Source organism: Thioalkalivibrio sp. AKL8 (genome assembly GCF_000380525.1).
Taxonomy (GTDB): Bacteria; Pseudomonadota; Gammaproteobacteria; order Ectothiorhodospirales; family Ectothiorhodospiraceae; genus Thioalkalivibrio; species Thioalkalivibrio versutus.
Genome location: NZ_AQYF01000006.1, coordinates 138,926 through 156,038, shown reverse-complemented (window position 1 = coordinate 156,038; position 17,113 = coordinate 138,926). Strand labels below are relative to the sequence as shown.

At 67.7% G+C, this 17,113-nt stretch carries 14 protein-coding genes; 8 read left to right on the top strand and 6 right to left on the bottom strand.

Annotated features, from left to right (window positions below; translation table 11 throughout):
• Positions 1-2: 2 nt before the first annotated feature.
• Positions 3-1,619, top strand: coding sequence for an ABC transporter ATP-binding protein (locus G335_RS0104890; RefSeq protein ID WP_018168462.1), 1,617 nt, complete (start codon positions 3-5; stop codon positions 1,617-1,619).
• A gap of 150 nt (positions 1,620-1,769) precedes the next feature.
• On the opposite strand, the gene mutM is transcribed toward G335_RS0104890, so the two are convergent.
• From mutM to G335_RS0104875, 3 genes are read right to left on the bottom strand one after another with little or no spacing between them, the layout of a single operon-like run.
• A complete protein-coding gene (gene mutM, locus G335_RS0104885; protein ID WP_018176063.1) occupies positions 1,770-2,585 on the bottom strand; it encodes a bifunctional DNA-formamidopyrimidine glycosylase/DNA-(apurinic or apyrimidinic site) lyase in 816 nt (271 codons plus the stop codon).
• Positions 2,578-3,528, bottom strand: a complete 951-nt coding sequence (locus tag G335_RS0104880) for a hypothetical protein (protein WP_018176062.1) — start codon at positions 3,526-3,528, stop codon at positions 2,578-2,580. Before G335_RS0104880 ends, mutM begins: the two co-directional genes overlap by 8 nt.
• A complete protein-coding gene (locus tag G335_RS0104875; protein ID WP_018176061.1) occupies positions 3,529-4,743 on the bottom strand; it encodes an EAL and HDOD domain-containing protein in 1,215 nt (404 codons plus the stop codon). It lies immediately after the preceding gene.
• Positions 4,744-5,117: 374 nt separating this feature from the next.
• Here G335_RS0104875 and G335_RS0104870 point away from each other — a divergent pair, with 374 nt between their 5' ends.
• Entirely contained in the window at positions 5,118-5,348 is a 231-nt protein-coding gene (locus G335_RS0104870) for a DUF6967 family protein (protein ID WP_018143938.1), read from the top strand.
• A gap of 245 nt (positions 5,349-5,593) precedes the next feature.
• Here G335_RS0104870 and rpmG read toward each other — a convergent pair whose 3' ends face one another.
• The 3 genes from rpmG to G335_RS0104855 all read right to left on the bottom strand — a co-directional run bounded on the left by rpmG (position 5,594) and on the right by G335_RS0104855 (position 7,928).
• Positions 5,594-5,764 (bottom strand): 50S ribosomal protein L33, encoded by a 171-nt coding sequence (gene rpmG / locus G335_RS0104865; protein ID WP_017941410.1) that lies wholly within the window; start codon positions 5,762-5,764, stop codon positions 5,594-5,596.
• A 12-nt stretch (positions 5,765-5,776) separates the two neighbouring features.
• A complete protein-coding gene (gene rpmB / locus G335_RS0104860) occupies positions 5,777-6,013 on the bottom strand; it encodes a 50S ribosomal protein L28 (RefSeq protein ID WP_018143937.1) in 237 nt (78 codons plus the stop codon).
• A gap of 169 nt (positions 6,014-6,182) precedes the next feature.
• Positions 6,183-7,928: a bifunctional diguanylate cyclase/phosphodiesterase gene (locus G335_RS0104855; RefSeq protein WP_018176060.1), complete on the bottom strand. Its 1,746-nt coding sequence runs from the start codon at positions 7,926-7,928 to the stop codon at positions 6,183-6,185.
• 187 nt (positions 7,929-8,115) lie between these two features.
• On the opposite strand from G335_RS0104855, the gene G335_RS0104850 reads away from it, so the two are divergent.
• The 6 genes from G335_RS0104850 (at position 8,116) to G335_RS0104825 (ending at position 17,069) form a co-directional block, all read left to right on the top strand.
• Positions 8,116-9,048, top strand: coding sequence for a LysR family transcriptional regulator (locus G335_RS0104850; RefSeq protein WP_018143935.1), 933 nt, complete (start codon positions 8,116-8,118; stop codon positions 9,046-9,048).
• Positions 9,049-9,054: 6 nt separating this feature from the next.
• Positions 9,055-9,801, top strand: a complete 747-nt coding sequence (locus G335_RS0104845; RefSeq protein ID WP_018143934.1) for a type 1 glutamine amidotransferase — start codon at positions 9,055-9,057, stop codon at positions 9,799-9,801.
• Positions 9,798-10,286 (top strand): hypothetical protein, encoded by a 489-nt coding sequence (locus G335_RS0104840; protein ID WP_018176059.1) that lies wholly within the window; start codon positions 9,798-9,800, stop codon positions 10,284-10,286. Before G335_RS0104845 ends, G335_RS0104840 begins: the two co-directional genes overlap by 4 nt.
• Entirely contained in the window at positions 10,283-11,392 is a 1,110-nt protein-coding gene (locus tag G335_RS0104835) for an AI-2E family transporter (protein WP_018176058.1), read from the top strand. The genes G335_RS0104840 and G335_RS0104835 overlap by 4 nt, the downstream gene beginning before the upstream one ends.
• Positions 11,393-11,469: 77 nt before the next feature.
• A complete protein-coding gene (locus G335_RS0104830; protein WP_018143931.1) occupies positions 11,470-13,011 on the top strand; it encodes an Rne/Rng family ribonuclease in 1,542 nt (513 codons plus the stop codon).
• A 146-nt stretch (positions 13,012-13,157) separates the two neighbouring features.
• Positions 13,158-17,069, top strand: a complete 3,912-nt coding sequence (locus tag G335_RS0104825; RefSeq protein WP_043689867.1) for a YhdP family protein — start codon at positions 13,158-13,160, stop codon at positions 17,067-17,069.
• Positions 17,070-17,113 lie beyond the last annotated feature (44 nt).

Here is a 17,113-nt window from a genome sequence, read left to right as displayed (position 1 = left end):
CCATGCTGGAGGTGCGCAATCTGCAGATCCGCCACCGCGACGGCGAGGCGGCGCTGGTGGAGGATGTGAGCTTCGCCATCCGCGAGGGCGAGCTGTTTGCGCTGGTCGGGGAGTCGGGCTCCGGCAAGTCGATCACGGCGCTGGCCATCATGCGTCTGCTGGATGCGGGCTTCGAGAGGCCCTCGGGCGAGGCCTGGCTGGCCGGGCGCGAAGGCCGCCAGGAGTTGCTGGGGCTTCCCAGCGCGGTGATGCAGCACGTGCGCGGCGACCGCATCGGCATGATCTTCCAGGAGCCGATGACCTCCCTGAACCCGGTGCTGAAGGTGGGCGATCAGATCGAGGAGGTGCTGCGCCTGCATCGCCCACAGATGAGTCCGGAGCAGCGCGCGGCGCGCACCCTCGAGGTCTTGAGCGAGGTGCAGTTGCCGAACCCCGAACAGCGCCGCGACGAGTACCCGCACAAGCTCTCCGGCGGCCAGCGCCAGCGGGTGATGATTGCCATGGCCCTGGTCGCCGAACCGGATCTGCTGATCGCGGACGAGCCGACCACCGCGCTGGACGTAACCATTCAGGCCGAGATCCTGAAGCTGATCGACCACCTGCGCGAGAAGAACGGCATGGCGGTCCTGCTGATCACCCACGACTTCGGCGTGGTGGCCTCGGTGGCTGATCGCGTGGCGGTAATGCGCCAGGGGCGCCTGGTGGAGCAGGGGGAGTGCCTGCCGCTGTTGCGCGCTCCGCAGGACGCCTACACCCGCAAGCTGATCCAGGCGCTGCCGGAGAACCTGCCACCGCTGCCGCCGGTGCCGGGCGCGGGGCGCGAAGCGCTGTTGCAGGTGTCCGGCCTGCAGGTGCACTTCCCGGTGCTGAAGGGCCTGATGCGTCGCCAGGTGGATGTGGTGCGGGCGGTGGATGACGTCAGTTTCGAGCTGGAGAACGGCGAGGTGCTGGCGGTAGTGGGGGAGTCCGGCTGTGGCAAGACCACCCTGGGCCGCGCGATCCTGCGCCTGATCGAGCCGACCGGTGGCGAGATCCGCTACCGGGGCGAGTCGTTGACCCACATGGCACGCAAGCCGTTGCGCCGGCTGCGGCGGCACCTGCAGGTGGTGTTCCAGGACCCGGCCTCGTCGCTGAACCCGCGCCTGAACGTGCTGACGCTGCTGACCGAGCCGATGGCGGTGCACGGCATCGGCGCCAATCAGGATGAGCGGATTGCGCTGGCCGGGAAGGTGCTGGATCAGGTGGCGTTGCCGGAGGACACCCTGTGGCGCTATCCGCACGAGTTCTCCGGTGGTCAGCGCCAGCGTATCGCCATCGCGCGCGCCCTGGTGCTGGACCCGGACGTGATCATCTGCGACGAGGTGACCAGCGCGCTGGACGTATCCGTCCAGGCAGAGGTGCTGCAGATCCTGGGCCGGCTACGCGCGGAGCGACGTCTGGCGATGATCTTCATCACCCACGACATGGGCGTGGTCGAGTACTTCTCCGACCGCATGCTGGTGATGCACGACGGGCGCATGGAGGAGATCGGCGCCACCGCCGAGGTGCTGGCCAATCCGCAGGCCGACTACACCCGCCACCTGCTGGATGCCGTGCCGCGCGTCTCGCGTTATCTGTAAGCCCGCCCGCGCTGTGCGGTGCATGGCCGCCGTCTGGCGGTTGCGGGTCGCTTACCGTAGCGAATCCTTTCCTGGTGTTCTCTGCGTGTGTTCCGTGCCCTGTGCGGTGAACAACGGCCTTTCCTCTCTGCTGACCCGTGTGGGGTCGATCTACTTCTGGCAGGCGGGGCAGTAGCTACTGGCGCGCTGGCCGATGCGGCGCGTGCGCAATACCTCGGCGCAGACCGGGCAAGGCTCGCCGGCGCGGCCGTAGACGCGCAGCGACTGGCGGAAGTAGCCGTGGGTGCCGTCCTCGTGCAGGAAGTCGCGCAGGGTGGTCCCGCCCTGTTCAATGGCCGCCGCCAGCACCGCCTTGATGTGACTTGCCAGGTGCTCGTATTCGGCGCGCGTGACACGTCCAGCCGCGCGCCCAGGCCGAACGCCGGCGAGGAACAGGGCCTCGGTGGCGTAGATGTTGCCCACTCCCACCACGATCGCCTGGTCCATGATAAAGGCCTTGACCGGGCCCCGGCGGCCGCGGCTGCGGCGGAACAGGGAGTCGCCATCGAATTCCGGGTCCAGGGGTTCCGGGCCGAGGCCGGCTAGCAAGGCGTGGGGTCCGGCGCCCTCGGGGAGCGGCAGGCAACAGCCGAAGCGGCGCGGGTCGTGCAGGCGAACCTGGTAGCCGTTGTCCAGGTGCAGGGTCAGGTGATCGTGCCGGCGCAAAGGCGTCTCGGGCGTGCAGTGGCGCAGGCTCCCGGACATCCCGAGATGCAGCAGGAGGCCGGTACGATCGGTCTCCAGCAACAGGTATTTGGCGCGCCGGGTCAGGCTGCGGACCCGGGCGCCGGCCAGTTGCTGCACCAGCTCCGGCGGCACCGGCCAGCGCAGGCGCGGCTCGCGGACCTCGAAGGCCGTGATGCGGCGCCCGGCCAGCAGGGGGGCGAGCCCGCGCCGGGTGGTCTCGACCTCGGGCAGTTCAGGCATGCACGCCCTCGATTTCCAGCAGCAGCTCACGCCGGCAGACGTCGCCGCGGACCCACTGGACGATCGGCCCCGGATGGACGTCGTGGTAGTGCTCGGCGAGGACCGCGGCGACCTTCGGCCGATCTTCCGGATGTCGCAGGTAGACGCGCAGCCAGGCCGGGTGTGGAAGTTCGTGGCCGGCGGTGTCATGCAGGGACCGCAAGTTGGCCAGGGTCTCGCGTGTCTGGGCGACGACGTCGTCGGGGTGACGGCTCTCGTGGCCGACGATGCTGGCGGTGCCGGAGAGCAGGATGAGTGGGCCGTCCGCGGTTTCCAGGCGGGTCGCGCGGGCGAAGGTCGGGCTCTTCGGGCTGTAGCGCGCCGGGTAATGATAGGCGCTGACCTGACGCGGGTTCTCCAGGGAATCGGCCGGGGTGCGAGTGGCGATCAGGTAGATGACCAGCTGGCGCTGGTCGCTCCCGATGGCCGTGGCGGCGGGCATGCTGGCCAGCGGGATCTCCAGGGTCTCAAGCGCGGTGGCGCGGCCCATGCAGAAGGCCTGATAGCGTTCCAGCCCGTCCTCCTCGGCATGGATGTCGCCAAAGTAGTTCCATACGCGTGCCAAATGCTCGAAGCCGCGCGCTCGGCAGGCGGCCAGCAGTGCGCGGTAGGCGTGTTCGGTCTGCTCCCGGAGGCCGTTATCCGGTCCGCTCCAGGTCGCGAAGAGGACGTCCTTGTGCTCCAGCAGGCGGACGGGCCCCTCGTGGATCGGCGTTGGCGTGCCGCTGGCGGTCCAGTACTCGACATAGTGATCCGGCGCCAGGGGGCGCAGGCCCGGGCGGATCTCCAGGTGGCCGGGCCCGCTGTCGATCCCGGCGGGTTCGCGCAGCCGGATGTGCATTCCCGTTTCGGGGCCGGCGGCGGCTTCCGGCATGAGCTGGCTGCGCAGGGTAAGGGGGGGCATCTAGTTCTCCGCCAGCGAGGCGAGCAAATCTTCGGTCCAGCGTACGGCCTCCAGGTAAAGGCGGCTGGAGACCGGCGCCGGGACCGGGGCATTCGTGCTGTCCAGCGGGGGTGTCGGGCCTTCGAAGGCGGCGATGGTCGCCAGCAGCGGTGCCAGCGGTCCTGCGCCTTCCATCAGGGCCTGTTCCATTTCGGTGGACAGGTGGAGTTCGCCCAGGATGTGTCGCAGCGGTACCCCCAGCACGCGATCCATGCCGGAGAGCATGCCGAGGGTGAAGTAGCGTTCGCACTCCTCGGGGTGCAGGCCCAGGGCGCGCGCCATCAGCATGCCCATACGGGCACGGATCATGACCTGCTCGAGCCCGTGGGTGGGATTGCCGGTACCACGCAGTACCATCAGCATCGCCAGGCGTTTGATGCGCCCCTGGCCCAGGCGCAGGATCGCGTTGTAGAGCGAATCGGTCGGGCGAGAGCCGCGATAGGCCGGGCTGTTGGCGATGCGCAGCAGCTGGATCGCGAGCCCGGGCTCGGCGGCGATCAGTTCCTCCAGCTCGGCCGGCGTCGGATCCGGCGCCTGTAGCGCGCGCAGGAGGCGCAGCAGGGCCACTTCCAGGCTCTCCAGGCGCTGCCCCTCGATCACGTGGGGGAAGGACAGGTGAAAGCCCTGGAACAGGCTGAAGCCAAGGGCCTGGCAGCGAGCATAGGCCTCGGCCGTTTCGACCTTCTCGGCCAGCAGTTCCACGTCGAAGGCGCCCAGGGTGGTGACTTCCTGCTCCAGGCGCTGGCCGCCCAGGGCGAGCACATCGAGCTTGACCAGATCCGCCAGTTCGACCAGCTCGGAATGGCTCTCCTGAAACTGGTAGTCATCCAGTGCGATGCGAAAGCCCTGGGCCTTCAGTCGGCGTACCGCGGCGATGACCTCGGCGTCGATCTCGATATCTTCGAGGATCTCCAGCACGACCTGTTCCGGTGGCAGGCTGGTGATGACCTCGTGTTCGAGAAAGCCGCGGGTGAGATTGACGAAGGCCAGGTGTTCGCCGACCAGGTGTTGGAGACCGATGTCGATGAAGGCGCTGCGCAGGAGGTCGGAGGTGGCCAGGTCGCCGTCGGTGACCGAAGCGGCATCCAGGTGCCCAGCGCGAAAGAGGAGCTCGAAGCCGACCAGATTCTCCTGATCGTCAAAGATGGGTTGCCGGCCGACAAAAATTGGTTGCATGCTTGCGCTAGGGAAACACTGATTAATGTACACGCTCGCGCTCGAGTCGCTTTTGTGTGCGAACAAGACGCGGCGACTGCCGTGCGGTCACTCTGCACAAGGGAGCCGCAACGCCGTGCGCACGCCCGTTTTCGTCAACAACGGGCGTGCGAGCCTCGGCGTTCAATAACTTGCGGGGTTGGCGCCCCAGGTTCCCCGATCCTGCGTTGTGCCGCTTGCGGGTGGAGTCACTCCCCGCTGCACGACGCGCCGGGTCGCGGAAAACCTGGGGTACCAACGCGAGCGTGTACATTAATCAGTGTTTCCCTTGGTCAAAAACGGATGGGCGGCCACGACTGCGTGCGGCAGGCCGGCTCGGGAGGGACATAAGCACCATGGATTCGATTGATGCGCCATTTGGAGAAGTCGTGGAGTTGCGCCAGATCCTGCACGACTCGGGGGTCCCGCTGCTGCGGGTTATTATCCGCGATGGCGGGCGTTATACCAAGATCGAACTGGACCCGGCGACGGCTCACCGCTGGGGCCGCGTGATGACGCGCTGGGCAGAAACCGCCGCCGAGGGGGCCGCGACGCCAGGGGATGGCGGGCAGCCGGATCCGGTCTGAGCCCGCGTCAACGGGGGATATGGCTGGATGCAGACGCGCTCGAGATGATCTCGAGCGCCGACCGGGCGCGTTGAGCGAGGCGTGGCCGAGCCCCATGAGCCGAGTGGCAAGTGGGAAACGGTGCGTTAACGCGAATGCGTTTTCCGGTACGGACCGCGCGCGCCAACACAAAAAAGGCCCGGAACCGCGTTGGCGGGCCGGGCCTTTTTTCGCCTGTTGTCAGGCAATCGAGCCGATGGGCGCGATTACTTGATCTTGGCTTCTTTGTACATCACGTGCTTGCGGACGACGGGATCAAACTTCTTGATCTCCATCTTCTCGGGCATGTTCCGCTTGTTCTTGGACGTGGTGTAGAAGTGCCCGGTGCCGGCGGAGGACACCAGGCGGATCTTGTCGCGTGCGGACTTGGCAGCCATCGTGAAGCCTCCTTAGACCTTTTCACCGCGGGCACGGCAGTCCGCCAGGACCGCGTCGATGCCGCGCTTGTCGATAATTCGCATGCCCTTGCAGCTAAGGCGCAGGCGTACGAAGCGGTTCTCGCTCTCCACCCAGAAACGGTGGAAATGCAGATTGGGCAGGAAGCGCCGCCGCGTCTTGCGGTGAGCGTGAGAAACGTTGTTACCGGTCGCCGGGCGTTTGCCGGTCACCTGACATACTCGGGCCATCGGGGGACTCCGGAATTTGGGTCTACCAGAAAGACGGCGGACTATAGCGTAGCCCCGGGGCGGGTGCAAGGGAGGCGCTGATCAATTCGGGAACATTCGCGGCGGCTTTGGAGCAGGACGCCGCGTCCCGAAAGGCCAATCGGTTCGAGTGTGAACGTGAACGATCCGGTTAGCGGTTGTTTGCTCGCTTGAGGGCCGCTCGCTCATCGGTCTCCGGGCACAGGCCGGGAACGAGGCCTCGGTCGTGGGCCCAGGCGATAATCTCCTCCAGCGGCATCGGGCGGGCGATGCCGTAGCCCTGAGCCGCGTTGCATCCGTAGTCGCGCAGCCGCGCCAGGGTGGCCGCGTCCTCGGCCCCCTCGGCGACCACCTTGAGGCCCAGATCCCGGGCCAGGCTGATGCTGGCGCGGGTAATCTGCTCGTCGACCGGGTGCTCCAGCATTTGCCGTACAAAGGCCTGATCGATCTTGAGAGTCGTCACCGGCATACGTTTGAGGTATGCCAGCGACGAATAGCCGGTGCCGAAGTCGTCGATGGCGAGTTCCAGTCCGGACTCGGTCAGGCGACGCAGGGCCCGGATCACCTCGTCCGGGTCCGCCATCAGGGCGGTCTCGGTGAACTCGAGTTCCAGGGCGCAGGGTGGAAGCCCCGAGACGCGAACCTTCTCCAGCAGGCGATCGGCAAATCCGGGGTCGAGGAAGTTGCGCGCCGAGATGTTCACGCTGACCGGCATGTCCAGGCCTTCGACGCGCAGGCGGGCGATGTCGGCCAGTGCGAGATCAAGGACCCGGTCGGTGAGGCTGTGGATCAGTCCGGTGCGCTCGGCCGGCGGGATGAACTGGTCGGGAGCGATGCGGCCGCGAACCGGGTGTTTCCAGCGTAGCAGGGCCTCCAGGCCCATCACCTGATCGCTCGCGAGATTGACCTTCGGCTGGTAGTGCAGGCTTAGCTGGCCGTCGTCCAGTGCGCTTTGCAACTCGCCCAGGAGTTCCACGGTGTACAGGCTGTGCTCGTTGCTGCGGCGGTTGTAGCTGCGATAGCGGCGCCCCGAGTGACTGGCCTCGTGCATCGCCATCCAGGCCTTGGTCAGCAGTCGGGAGGGTTCATCCTGTTCGTGAAAGGGGAAGGAGGAGACGCCCGCGTGGGCCCCGAGGTAGACCGGGATCTCGAAGACCTCGAAAGGTGTTTGCAGGCATTCGATTGCGGCGCGTGTGACGGCGAGTGTCTCTTTGCGGCTGCGGTGGGGCAGGATCAGGGCGAAGTGATCGTCGTGGATGTGGAACACGGACGCCCCGGCGGGCTCGGCCACTGCCTGCAGGCGCTCGGCAATGGACCGCAGCAGGGGGCGCTCGGCGGCGAAGCCCAGGGCGCCAATGCTGTCCGGGTAGTTGTCCATCTGCAGGCTGATGACGAACACGCGGGTGGCCGCGGCGTGCGGGGCGTCGGCCTGGGTCATCAGTTGCCGGGCATACTGCTCGAGCGACTCGCGATTGGGCAGGCCGGTCACGGGGTTGTTGTAGGCCTGTTCCAGAAGCCGTTCCGAGTGGCGGCGCAGGGTGTCGAACAGCCAGCCGGAGAATCCCCCGAGGACGATGTAGATGCCGGTGCGCGTGAGCCAGTTCAATGCGGGTTGAGCCGCCCCGGTGGCGGTATCCAGGGGCATGAACGGACCCAGGAGCAACCCCGCCAGCAGCCCGAAGGCCAGCCCGCCCCACAGCCCGAACAGGGCGGCCCCCAGCAGCACCGGGATGAGGATGAAGTTGAGGTAGGCAGTGGAGGTGCCGCCGGTCTCGTATACGATCAGCGCGACCAGCGCCATCAGGAGCGGGACGGCAGCGGCCCCGGCGAGTCGCCAGCCTCCGGGGATCCCCTGTGAGCGGGCATGTGACCAGGTGGAAAACGGGGTCGGCGCCATTCCGGTTCCTTCGGTTTGTGCCATTCGGGTGCCGCCACGGTTATCGACGTAGTGGGCCGGTTTGCGTGCAGGGTCGGGAATCGCCGCGTCGCGAGAAGTGGTCGCTGTTGCCGGTCGCGGGGGCTTGGTAGCATTCCTCGACCAGGGTTTCCCTGATTGTCTGGAACCTTCTACTTGGCGGAGCGGCATGGCCGATCGGCGTTTGCAGGTCTTTCTTACGGTGGCACGGTTGCTGTCCTTCACCCGCGCCGCCGAGGTGCTGCATATGACGCAGCCCGCGGTCACCTTTCAGGTGCGCCAGTTGGAGGAACAGCTGGATACCCGACTGTTCGACCGCAACCACAATCGAGTCACCCTGACTGATGCCGGACGGCTGGTACAACGATATGCCGAACGCATCTTTGACACCTATGGCGAGATGGAGGCCGCGCTACGCGAGTTGAAGGGCGCGGACGGCGGGGCGTTGGTGATCGGCGCCAGTACCACGGTGGCGGAATACATGCTGCCGGCGCTGCTGGGTGCATTCCGCCGCGAGCATCCGGATATCGGCATTCGCCTGCGGGTGGGCAATACCGAGAATGTCGTGGTGATGGTCGAGGAGGGCAGTGTCGATCTCGGCATCGTCGAGGCCCCGGTGACCCACCGTAGCTTGCAGGTCCAGCCCTGTCTGGTGGACCAGCTGCGGCTGATCGTGCCGCCGGAACACGAGCTGGCCCGGCGCGACACGGTGACCGTCGCCGACTTCATCGAACGCCCATTCATATGCCGCGAGGAGGGTTCCGGGACCCGCGAGGTCATCATGGAGTACCTTGGGCGCGCCGGATACGACCGCAGCAGTCTGCGCGGCTGCATGGAACTGGGCAGCCCGGAGGCGATCAAGGGCGCGGTGGTGGCCGGCATGGGGGTCTCGGTGCTGTCCGAGGCGGTGGTGGCGAAGGAGCTGGCCCTTGGCGAGCTGGTGGCGTTGCCGCTGTCGCCGCCGCTGGAACGGCCGATCTCGCTGGTGCACGCGCGGCAGAAGTTCCGCGTACCCACGCTGGAGGTGCTGATGCAGTTCCTGCGCGGGTACTGCACCGGTCAGCGTCCGCTCGCCCCCGCATCAGAACTCAAACAGGATTGACGTGACATGAAGAACTACTGCGTGGTGCAGCATACCTATTCCGAGTTTCTCGGCCTGATCGAGTCGCAGCTGGAGAAGCGCGACATCGGCTTCTCCTACTACCGACCGTTCGTGGGTCAGGACCTGCCGGGCTCCGCGGCCCAATTCGACGGGCTGTGGCTGCTGGGCGGCGCCTGGCCGACGGCGGATCACGAGGAGAATCCGCAGGTCCCGGACGAGCTGTCGCTGATCGATATCTTCCGCCGCTCGAAGCGTCCGGTGGTGGGCGTCGGCATGGGCGGGCTGCTGGTGGCCGAGCAGGCCGGTGGCACCGCGCATGAGGACCCGATGTACCGCGCCCGCTTCGTGACCGCGCACAAGACCGCGGCCGGGGAGGGCGACGCACTGGCCGAGGCCCTGGATGGCCGGCGGGTGCTGCAGCTGGTCAATGGCCGCGTCGACCTGCCGGAGGACGTGCAGCCGATCCTGGTGGACGACGACGGCGACTGGCTGGCGATCCGGCCGGACGAGCTGACCTATGGCATGCTGTTCCGACCCGAGGTGAAGCCCGGGATGCTCGAGGACATCATCATGGAGGCGCGGCACAATCCGCCGCCGAACATGGGCGAGCTCCTGGGCGAGGCGCGCATGGAATGGGGCGAGATGCAGAAGGTGACCGAGGACGTGCTGGTGGCCCTGGTGAAGACGCTGGGCCTGATGCAGGAACGCCGCAAGATGCCGGTGTTCAGCCTGAAGATCGAGGACGAGGGATGATTCCACCCCTGGGCATGGGCAACGAGGGGAGCCCGTCCGGGGGCGATCTCGGGTCGGTGCTCGGCGGTGCGCGCAAGAAAGGCCGGGAAGACCCGGCCAAGGCGATCGCCGAGATCGCCGCGCGGCTGTCGACCGAGGATCAGGCCAGCCTGCTGAAATTCGCCCGCTTTCTGGAACAGGAATCGCCGGCCCCCGCGCCGGAACCGGTCCCCGAGCCGGAGCCGATCCCGCGCCCAGAGAGCGAGTCGGTGATCAAGGCGATGCGCCGGCTTTCCGCGACCTATCCCATGCTGGATCGCTCCAAACTGCTGAACGAGACCTCGGCCCTGATGGGCCAGCACGTGATGCAGGGGCGCCCGGCGGTGGAGGTGATCGACGAGCTGGAGGGGGTCTTTCGTGCCCACTACGAGAAGGCCGTCGTCCAGGATCCGGCCCGCCAGGCGAATCCCGATAACGGAGGGGAGTCGGGGGAACCCTCGCGATGATCGATATCCTGCGCCAGTGGTACCAGCGCCATTTCACCGACCCACAGGTGGTGATCCTGGCGTTTCTGCTGCTTGTGGGATTCCTGATCATCGTCTTTGCCGGGCGCATCCTGGCGCCGCTGCTGGCCTCGCTGATCATCGCCTACCTGCTGGAGGGGGCGGTGCGCAAGCTGGTCTTTTTGCACATCCCGCGCATCCTCGCGGTCACCATCGTCCTTTTGGCCTTCCTGGCGCTGACGGTGGCGGCGCTGTTCAGCGTGGTGCCGCTGATGTCGGCCCAGGTGACCCAGCTGGTACGCGAGCTGCCGGGAATGATCTCCGAGGGCCAGAACCTGCTGCTGCAGCTGCCCGAGCGCTACCCGCAACTGATCAGTGACGATCAGGTATTCGAGCTGATGGGGGCCATTCGCGCCGAGGCGACCCTGTTGGGGCAGCGCGTGGTGTCGTTCTCCCTGTCCTCGGCGCGGCATCTGGTGGATGTGGTGATCTACCTGATCGTGGTCCCGCTGATGGTGTTCTTCATGCTGAAGGACCGCGACCTGATCCTGAACTGGATCCGTGGCTTCATGCCGCAGGACACCCACTTGGCCAGCGAGGTCTGGCGCGAGGTGAACCTGAAGATCGCCAGCTACGTGCGCGGCAAATTTATCGAGATCGTGATCGTCTGGGCGGTCACCTTCCTTACCTTCAACTGGTTCGGTCTGGAATACGCCGTACTGCTGTCGTTCATGGTCGGCATCTCGGTCATCGTCCCGTACATCGGCGCGGCCGTGGTGACCATCCCGGTGGCGGCGGTCGCATACTTCCAGTTCGGCCTGAGCTCCGAGTTCGCCTGGGTACTGATTGCCTACGGGGTGATCCAGTTCATCGACGGCAACGTGCTGGTGCCGCTGCTGTTTTCGGAGGTCGTCAACCTGCACCCGGTGGCGATCATCGCCGCGGTGTTTGTGTTCGGCGGCATCTGGGGGCTTTGGGGGGTATTCTTTGCCATCCCGCTGGCGACGCTGGTGCATGCGGTGATCAAGTCCTGGCCGCGCGCCCAGCGGCCGCCGCCGGAGTCCACTGGAGAGCCGGCGGCCGCCGCGGCCGAAGCTGCCACCAAGTAGCCCGACATCCCTGATCGCCGGCCCGCCCGTGTGCGGGTTCGGCGGTCTGCCCGTGACATCAAGAACAAGAAGAACGCATGACCGGAACCGAGATCCTGATGAATGTGACGCCCCAGGAGAGCCGAGTGGCCCTGGTGGAAAATGGCGTCCTGACCGAACTGCACCTGGAGCGCGCCCGCCGCCGCGGGATCGTGGGGAACATCTACAAGGGCCGGGTGGTGCGGGTACTGCCGGGCATGGATGCGGCCTTCGTCGATATCGGGCTGGAGCGCACGGCCTTTCTGCATGCCTCCGACGTGGCCCCGGTGGAGCGCGAGGAGCTCAATGGCAACGGCCCGTCTGCCAGCGACGCCCCTGCGGCGCCCGTGGCCGGCGGCAATGGCACTGGCACGCCGGCCCCGGTGGTGCGCGAGGGTATCCGCGAGCTGCTGCGCGAGGGGCAGGAGGTCCTGGTGCAGGCAGTCAAGGACCCGCTGGGCTCCAAGGGCGCGCGGCTTACCACCTATATCACCCTGCCGTCGCGCAATCTGGTGCTGATGCCGAACCAGTCCAATGTCGGTGTGAGTACGCGCATCGAGGACGAGGGCGTGCGCGCACGGCTGCGTGCATCCATCGAGCAGTTGCGTGACGAGCTGGCGCCGCAGCACGGCTTTATCGTGCGCACGGCCGCGGAGCTGGCCGACCACGAGGCCATGTATAACGACACGGCGTTCCTGAAGAAGGTCTGGGATACCCTGCAGGAGCAGGCTGTCGGGGCCCCGCCGGGGACCGAGGTCTACGCCGATCTGCCGCTGGTGGAGCGCATCCTGCGCGACATGGTGGGGGGCGATATCGAGCGTATCCGCATCGATTCGCGCGAGACCTATCAGAAGGTCTGCGGCTTCGTCGAGCGCTACCTGCCGGAGCTGATCGGCCGGATTGAACACTATCCGGGCGAGCGCCCGATCTTCGACCTGTTCAACGTCGAGGAGGAGATCCACCGTGCCCTGGAACGCAAGGTGGAACTGAAATCCGGTGGCTACCTGATCTTCGACCAGACCGAGGCGATGACCACGGTGGACATCAACACCGGCGGTTTCGTCGGGCATCGCAAGCTCGAAGAGACCATCTTCAAGACCAATCTGGAGGCCGCGCAGGCGATTGGTCGCCAGCTGCGCCTGCGCAATCTCGGCGGGATCATCATTATCGATTTCATCGACATGCAGGACGACGAGCACAAGCGCCAGGTGATCCGCGCGCTGGAAAAGGCCCTGGAACGCGATCATGTGAAGACCCAGACCTGCGACGTGTCGCCGCTGGGCCTGGTGGAGATGACCCGCAAGCGCACCCGCGAGAGCCTGGAGCACCAGATGTGCGAGCCCTGCCAGGTGTGCAGCGGGCGCGGCTACCTGAAATCGGCGGAGACGGTTTGCTACGAGCTGTTCCGCGAGATCCTGCGCGAGGTGCGTCAGTACGATGCGCGCGAGCTGCGCGTGCTGGCCTCGCAGAACGTGATCGACCTGCTGCTGGACGAGGAATCCGCCAGCCTGGCCGAACTGCAGAGCTTTGTCGGCATCCCGATCCGCTTCCAGGTGGAGACGCTGTACACCCAGGAACAGTTCGACGTGGTCTTCGTCTGATCTACAAGTGGATTAAGTAGACAGGCACCCGGTCCCCGTCTCCGTCAGGGAGGAAGAGGCGCGAAGATGAATCGCCAGTGCGGACCCAGCACGGATACGGGTCCCGGTCGGCCGGGCGGGTCGGATTGCGCCTTCCCGGTGGAGAAATGAGACGCCTGTCACAAATCCTGAGGGTGGCGCTGGGCGCCTTCCTGGCGCTGGTCATCGTGATCGTGCTGCTGCGCCTGGTGCTTCCGCACTGGGATGGTCTGCACGCCTGGGTCGAGACCACCGCCAGCGAGCAGCTGGAGCGCGAGGTCACCGCCGCAGGGATCGAGCTCGGCTGGACCGGCTGGTCGCCGGCGCTGGTGGCGCGCGATGTCCGCGTGGCGATGCCGGATGGTGAGCCGGTTGCCATCGACCACCTCGGGGTCGCGCTGAGCGTCGGGGCCAGTCTGCGCAGTCGCCATCCATCCTTCACAGTGCATGTTCGGGGCGTCGAGCTGCGCTTGGTACGCCACGCCGACGGACGCTTTTCCCTGCACGGTCGCGAGCTTGGCATGGGCGAGGGGCGCTTGTTCACGCTCCCCGTGGAGCAGTGGCCGGATGTCGAGGCCGAGGCCATCCGGTTGGTCTGGGACGATCGCAGCGCCGGCCTGGAGTCCGATGTGCGGCTGGACCGGGCCGCCCTGCGCACGGCGCATGACGGGTCGCTGCGGATGCACCTCGAAGGGGTGCTGGATGGCGAGGCCGCGGGCGGGCACTTCGAATTGGGGCTGAAGGCCCCCGCCGCGGATTTGCGTGATGCGCGCTTCTTCCTGCGGGCCGATGCGGTCGACCTGACCGCCTGGCAGCCGTGGCTGGCCTACCTCGGCTGGCCCGCGCCCGAGGGCACGGCCGCACTGCGTCTGTGGGGCGGACTCGACGACGGGCGCATGGCCTGGCTGCGCGGGGAGCACGAAACCACCCTCAATCTGGCCGGGGAACCGGTCGGCCCGGCCATCGGACATCGTTTCGATTGGCGGGTGCAGGAGGATCGCCACCGCTCGTCCTGGAGCGGGACCCAGCCCGGTTCCGGCGATCTGCGACTCGCCTATCGCCTGGAGGGCAAGCCGGAGGGGCTGGTGGTGGACGCGGTGGAAATGGCCGCGCGCGATCTCGAAGTGGAACCCTACGCGCCGCTGCTCACGCTGCTTCAGGATGCGGCGCCCGAGTTGGCGGAGCGGATCGCGGACCTGCATCCGCGCGGCACCCTGGACTTCGCCCGGCTGGAGGCCCGCCGCGAGGATGGCCGTCTGGAGCCTGTCTGGGCGGAGGCCGACGTGCATGACCTTGGCTGGCGCGCGGGGGATCACGGGCTTGGGGTGCAGGGTGCCTCGGGCTATATGCAATGGCGCCGTGGCGGTGTGGAATTGCTGCTGGACAGCCGCGACCTGCAGATCGACCTGCCGCGTGTGCTGGCCGATCCGGTGCCGCTGGATACGGTGCGCGGACGGCTGCGTGCCGAGCGCGATGACGCCGGACACTGGCGCCTGGCGGGCGAGGGCCTGAATGCCGCCAATGCCCATGCCGCGGTTCGCGGCCGCCTGCGGGTGCTGCTGGATGGTCACGCGGCCGGACCCCGGGTGGATATTGCGATGGACATTCTGCGTGCCGACGGTGATCACACCGCGCGCTACCTGCCGCTTTACCACCTGCCGGACAACACCTACCAGTGGCTGGTGGACAGCATCGTTACGGGCACGTCCTCCGGCGGCGGCATGGCCTATCGCGGGCGCGGGAAAGACTTCCCGTTCGCCGGCGACGAGGGTGTGTTTGATCTCTGGGCGGATGTCGAGGCGGGTATCCTCGACTATCAGGAGGGCTGGCCGCGGGCCGAGGACCTCAGTGGCCGGGTCCTGTTCCACAACGCGAGCTTCCGCGCCGAGGGTGCGCGCGGGCGCATTCTGGACACCGAGGTGCGCGCCACCCGGATCGGGATCGAGGACATGGAGCATGCGGTCCTCGAACTGGAAGGCACGGCAGAGGGCGATGCGGCGGACCTTCTGGCCTACCTGCGCCAGGCCGAGCTGCTGGAAGACGCCGCCGAACTCCGTGACCAGGCGCGGCTGGACGGGCCGACCCGGCTGGGTCTGTCGCTGAACCTCCCGCTGCAGGCGGGCCGAATGGCCGAGACCCGCGTCGCCGGTGAGCTGGACCTGCGGGGGATCCGCGCCGAGGTCTCGGGCTGGCCGACCATGCTCGAGGCCGTGGAGGGACGGGTCGAGTTCGATACTGCGGATCGCGTGACGGCCGACGGGGTCACCGCGCGGGTTCACGGCGAGACGGTGACGCTGGGGGCGGACTGGCCGCTGGATGGCGAGACGGCGCGGTTGACGGCGCGCGGTCCGCAACCCCTGGCCCCGTGGCTGGAGGACTTCCCGGAGCTTGCGCCCTATCTCGACGGCTCGGCGCACTGGGATGCCCAGCTGCGCTTGGGGCCGGCGGTGGACGGGGTTCGTCTGGAGTTGCGCTCGGACCTGGTCGGGGTCGCGATCGACTGGCCGGAGCCGATCGGCAAGTCCGCGTCTGCGGCCCGCGAGCTGGAGCTGGAGCTGCCGCTCGGGCATGACGGCGCCGGCATCGGCCACCTGACGCTGGGTCAGGTGTTGCGGGCGCACTTGCGTCTGTCGCCGGCGGCTGCGCCGGAGGACCCGGCCGTACGGGGTGCCGAGCCGCGTACGGCGGCGCGCGGGATCGGTTTGCAGGCGATGGCGCTGGAGATCGGCGCGCCGTGGGCGGGTGCCCTGGCCTTGCCGGGGGAGGGGGTCTCGGTGCGGGCGCGTCTGCCGGAGTTGGCGGTCGACCCTTGGCTCAAGGCCCTGAGCGAGGCCCCCTGGGGCGGCGATGTGAATCTGGGCGCGGCCAGCCAGAATGCCGGGGAAACCGCGGGAGCGGTCGCGTTGACCCGCCTGGAACTGGATATCCGCGACCGGATCCGCTGGGGCGAGCAGGACCTTCCCGGTGTGCGCTTTCTCGGTCGACGCGGGGATGCGGGCTGGGATCTGGAGGCCACTTCCGACTGGCTGGCGGGCGAGGCCCGCTGGCGCCCGATGGGTGCGGGCGGGCACGACCGCTGGGAGGCGCACGTGCGCCACCTGGTCCTGGAGGATCTTGAGTGGGACGGCGAGCCGAACCCCGATCCCGGGGTGAAGCCCGTCGCAGTCGGGGGCTTCGAGGACCCGCGCGTGTGGCCGGCCGTGGACTTGACCCTCGACAGCCTGGCGCTGGGGGATTACCGTTTCGCGGACATCGAGCTGGGGCTGGAGCCGCAGCCGAACGGTCTGGTCGTCCGGGACCTGGAGCTGCGGACCCCGGAAGGTGACCTGCACGCAGACGCCGTCGGGGTCTGGCGGGTGACCACCGGCGGTCTGCCGGAGACGCGCCTGGACGTGAGCCTCTCCGGCGGTGACTGGGGCCGGGCGCTCGAGTCGGCGGGGTTGTCGCGTGCGATGGTCGGCGGGAGCGGTGACGGTTCGCTGTCGCTGACCTGGCCGGGGCCGCTGTATGCCCCGCGCCTCGCGCAGCTGGCGGGCTCCATGGAACTCTCCCTGGAGGACGGGCGTCTGGCGGATGTCGAGCCGGGCGCCGGCCGCCTGCTCGGCCTGGTGAGCCTGGACGTGTTGCCGCGGCGGCTGCGGCTGGATTTCCGCGACGTGTTCACCGAAGGCCTGACCTTCAGCGAACTGACCGCGGAGGCGACACTGCGCGATGGTGATCTCTACGTGCCGGCCCTGCGCATGGAAGGGCCCTCGGCGCGCGTACGCCTGAGTGGTCGCACCGGGCTGGTGGCGCGCGACTACGATCACGAGATCGTGGTGGTGCCCAGCCTGCGTACCGCGCTGCCAATCGTCGGGGCGCTGGTGGGCGGGCCGGTGACCGGGGTCGTGGTGCTGCTTGCGGAACGCGTGCTGGGGATTGGGGATCAGATAGAAGAGGCGGCCCGTGTCGAATATTCGGTGACGGGCCCCTGGGACGACCCACAGGTGCGCGTGCTGGTACAACCGGCCGCGGGAGCCGATGGGGCTGACAACGACTAACGCCGGCAGGGATCGGCGTTGCGGGTGCCATAACCGGCCCCGGT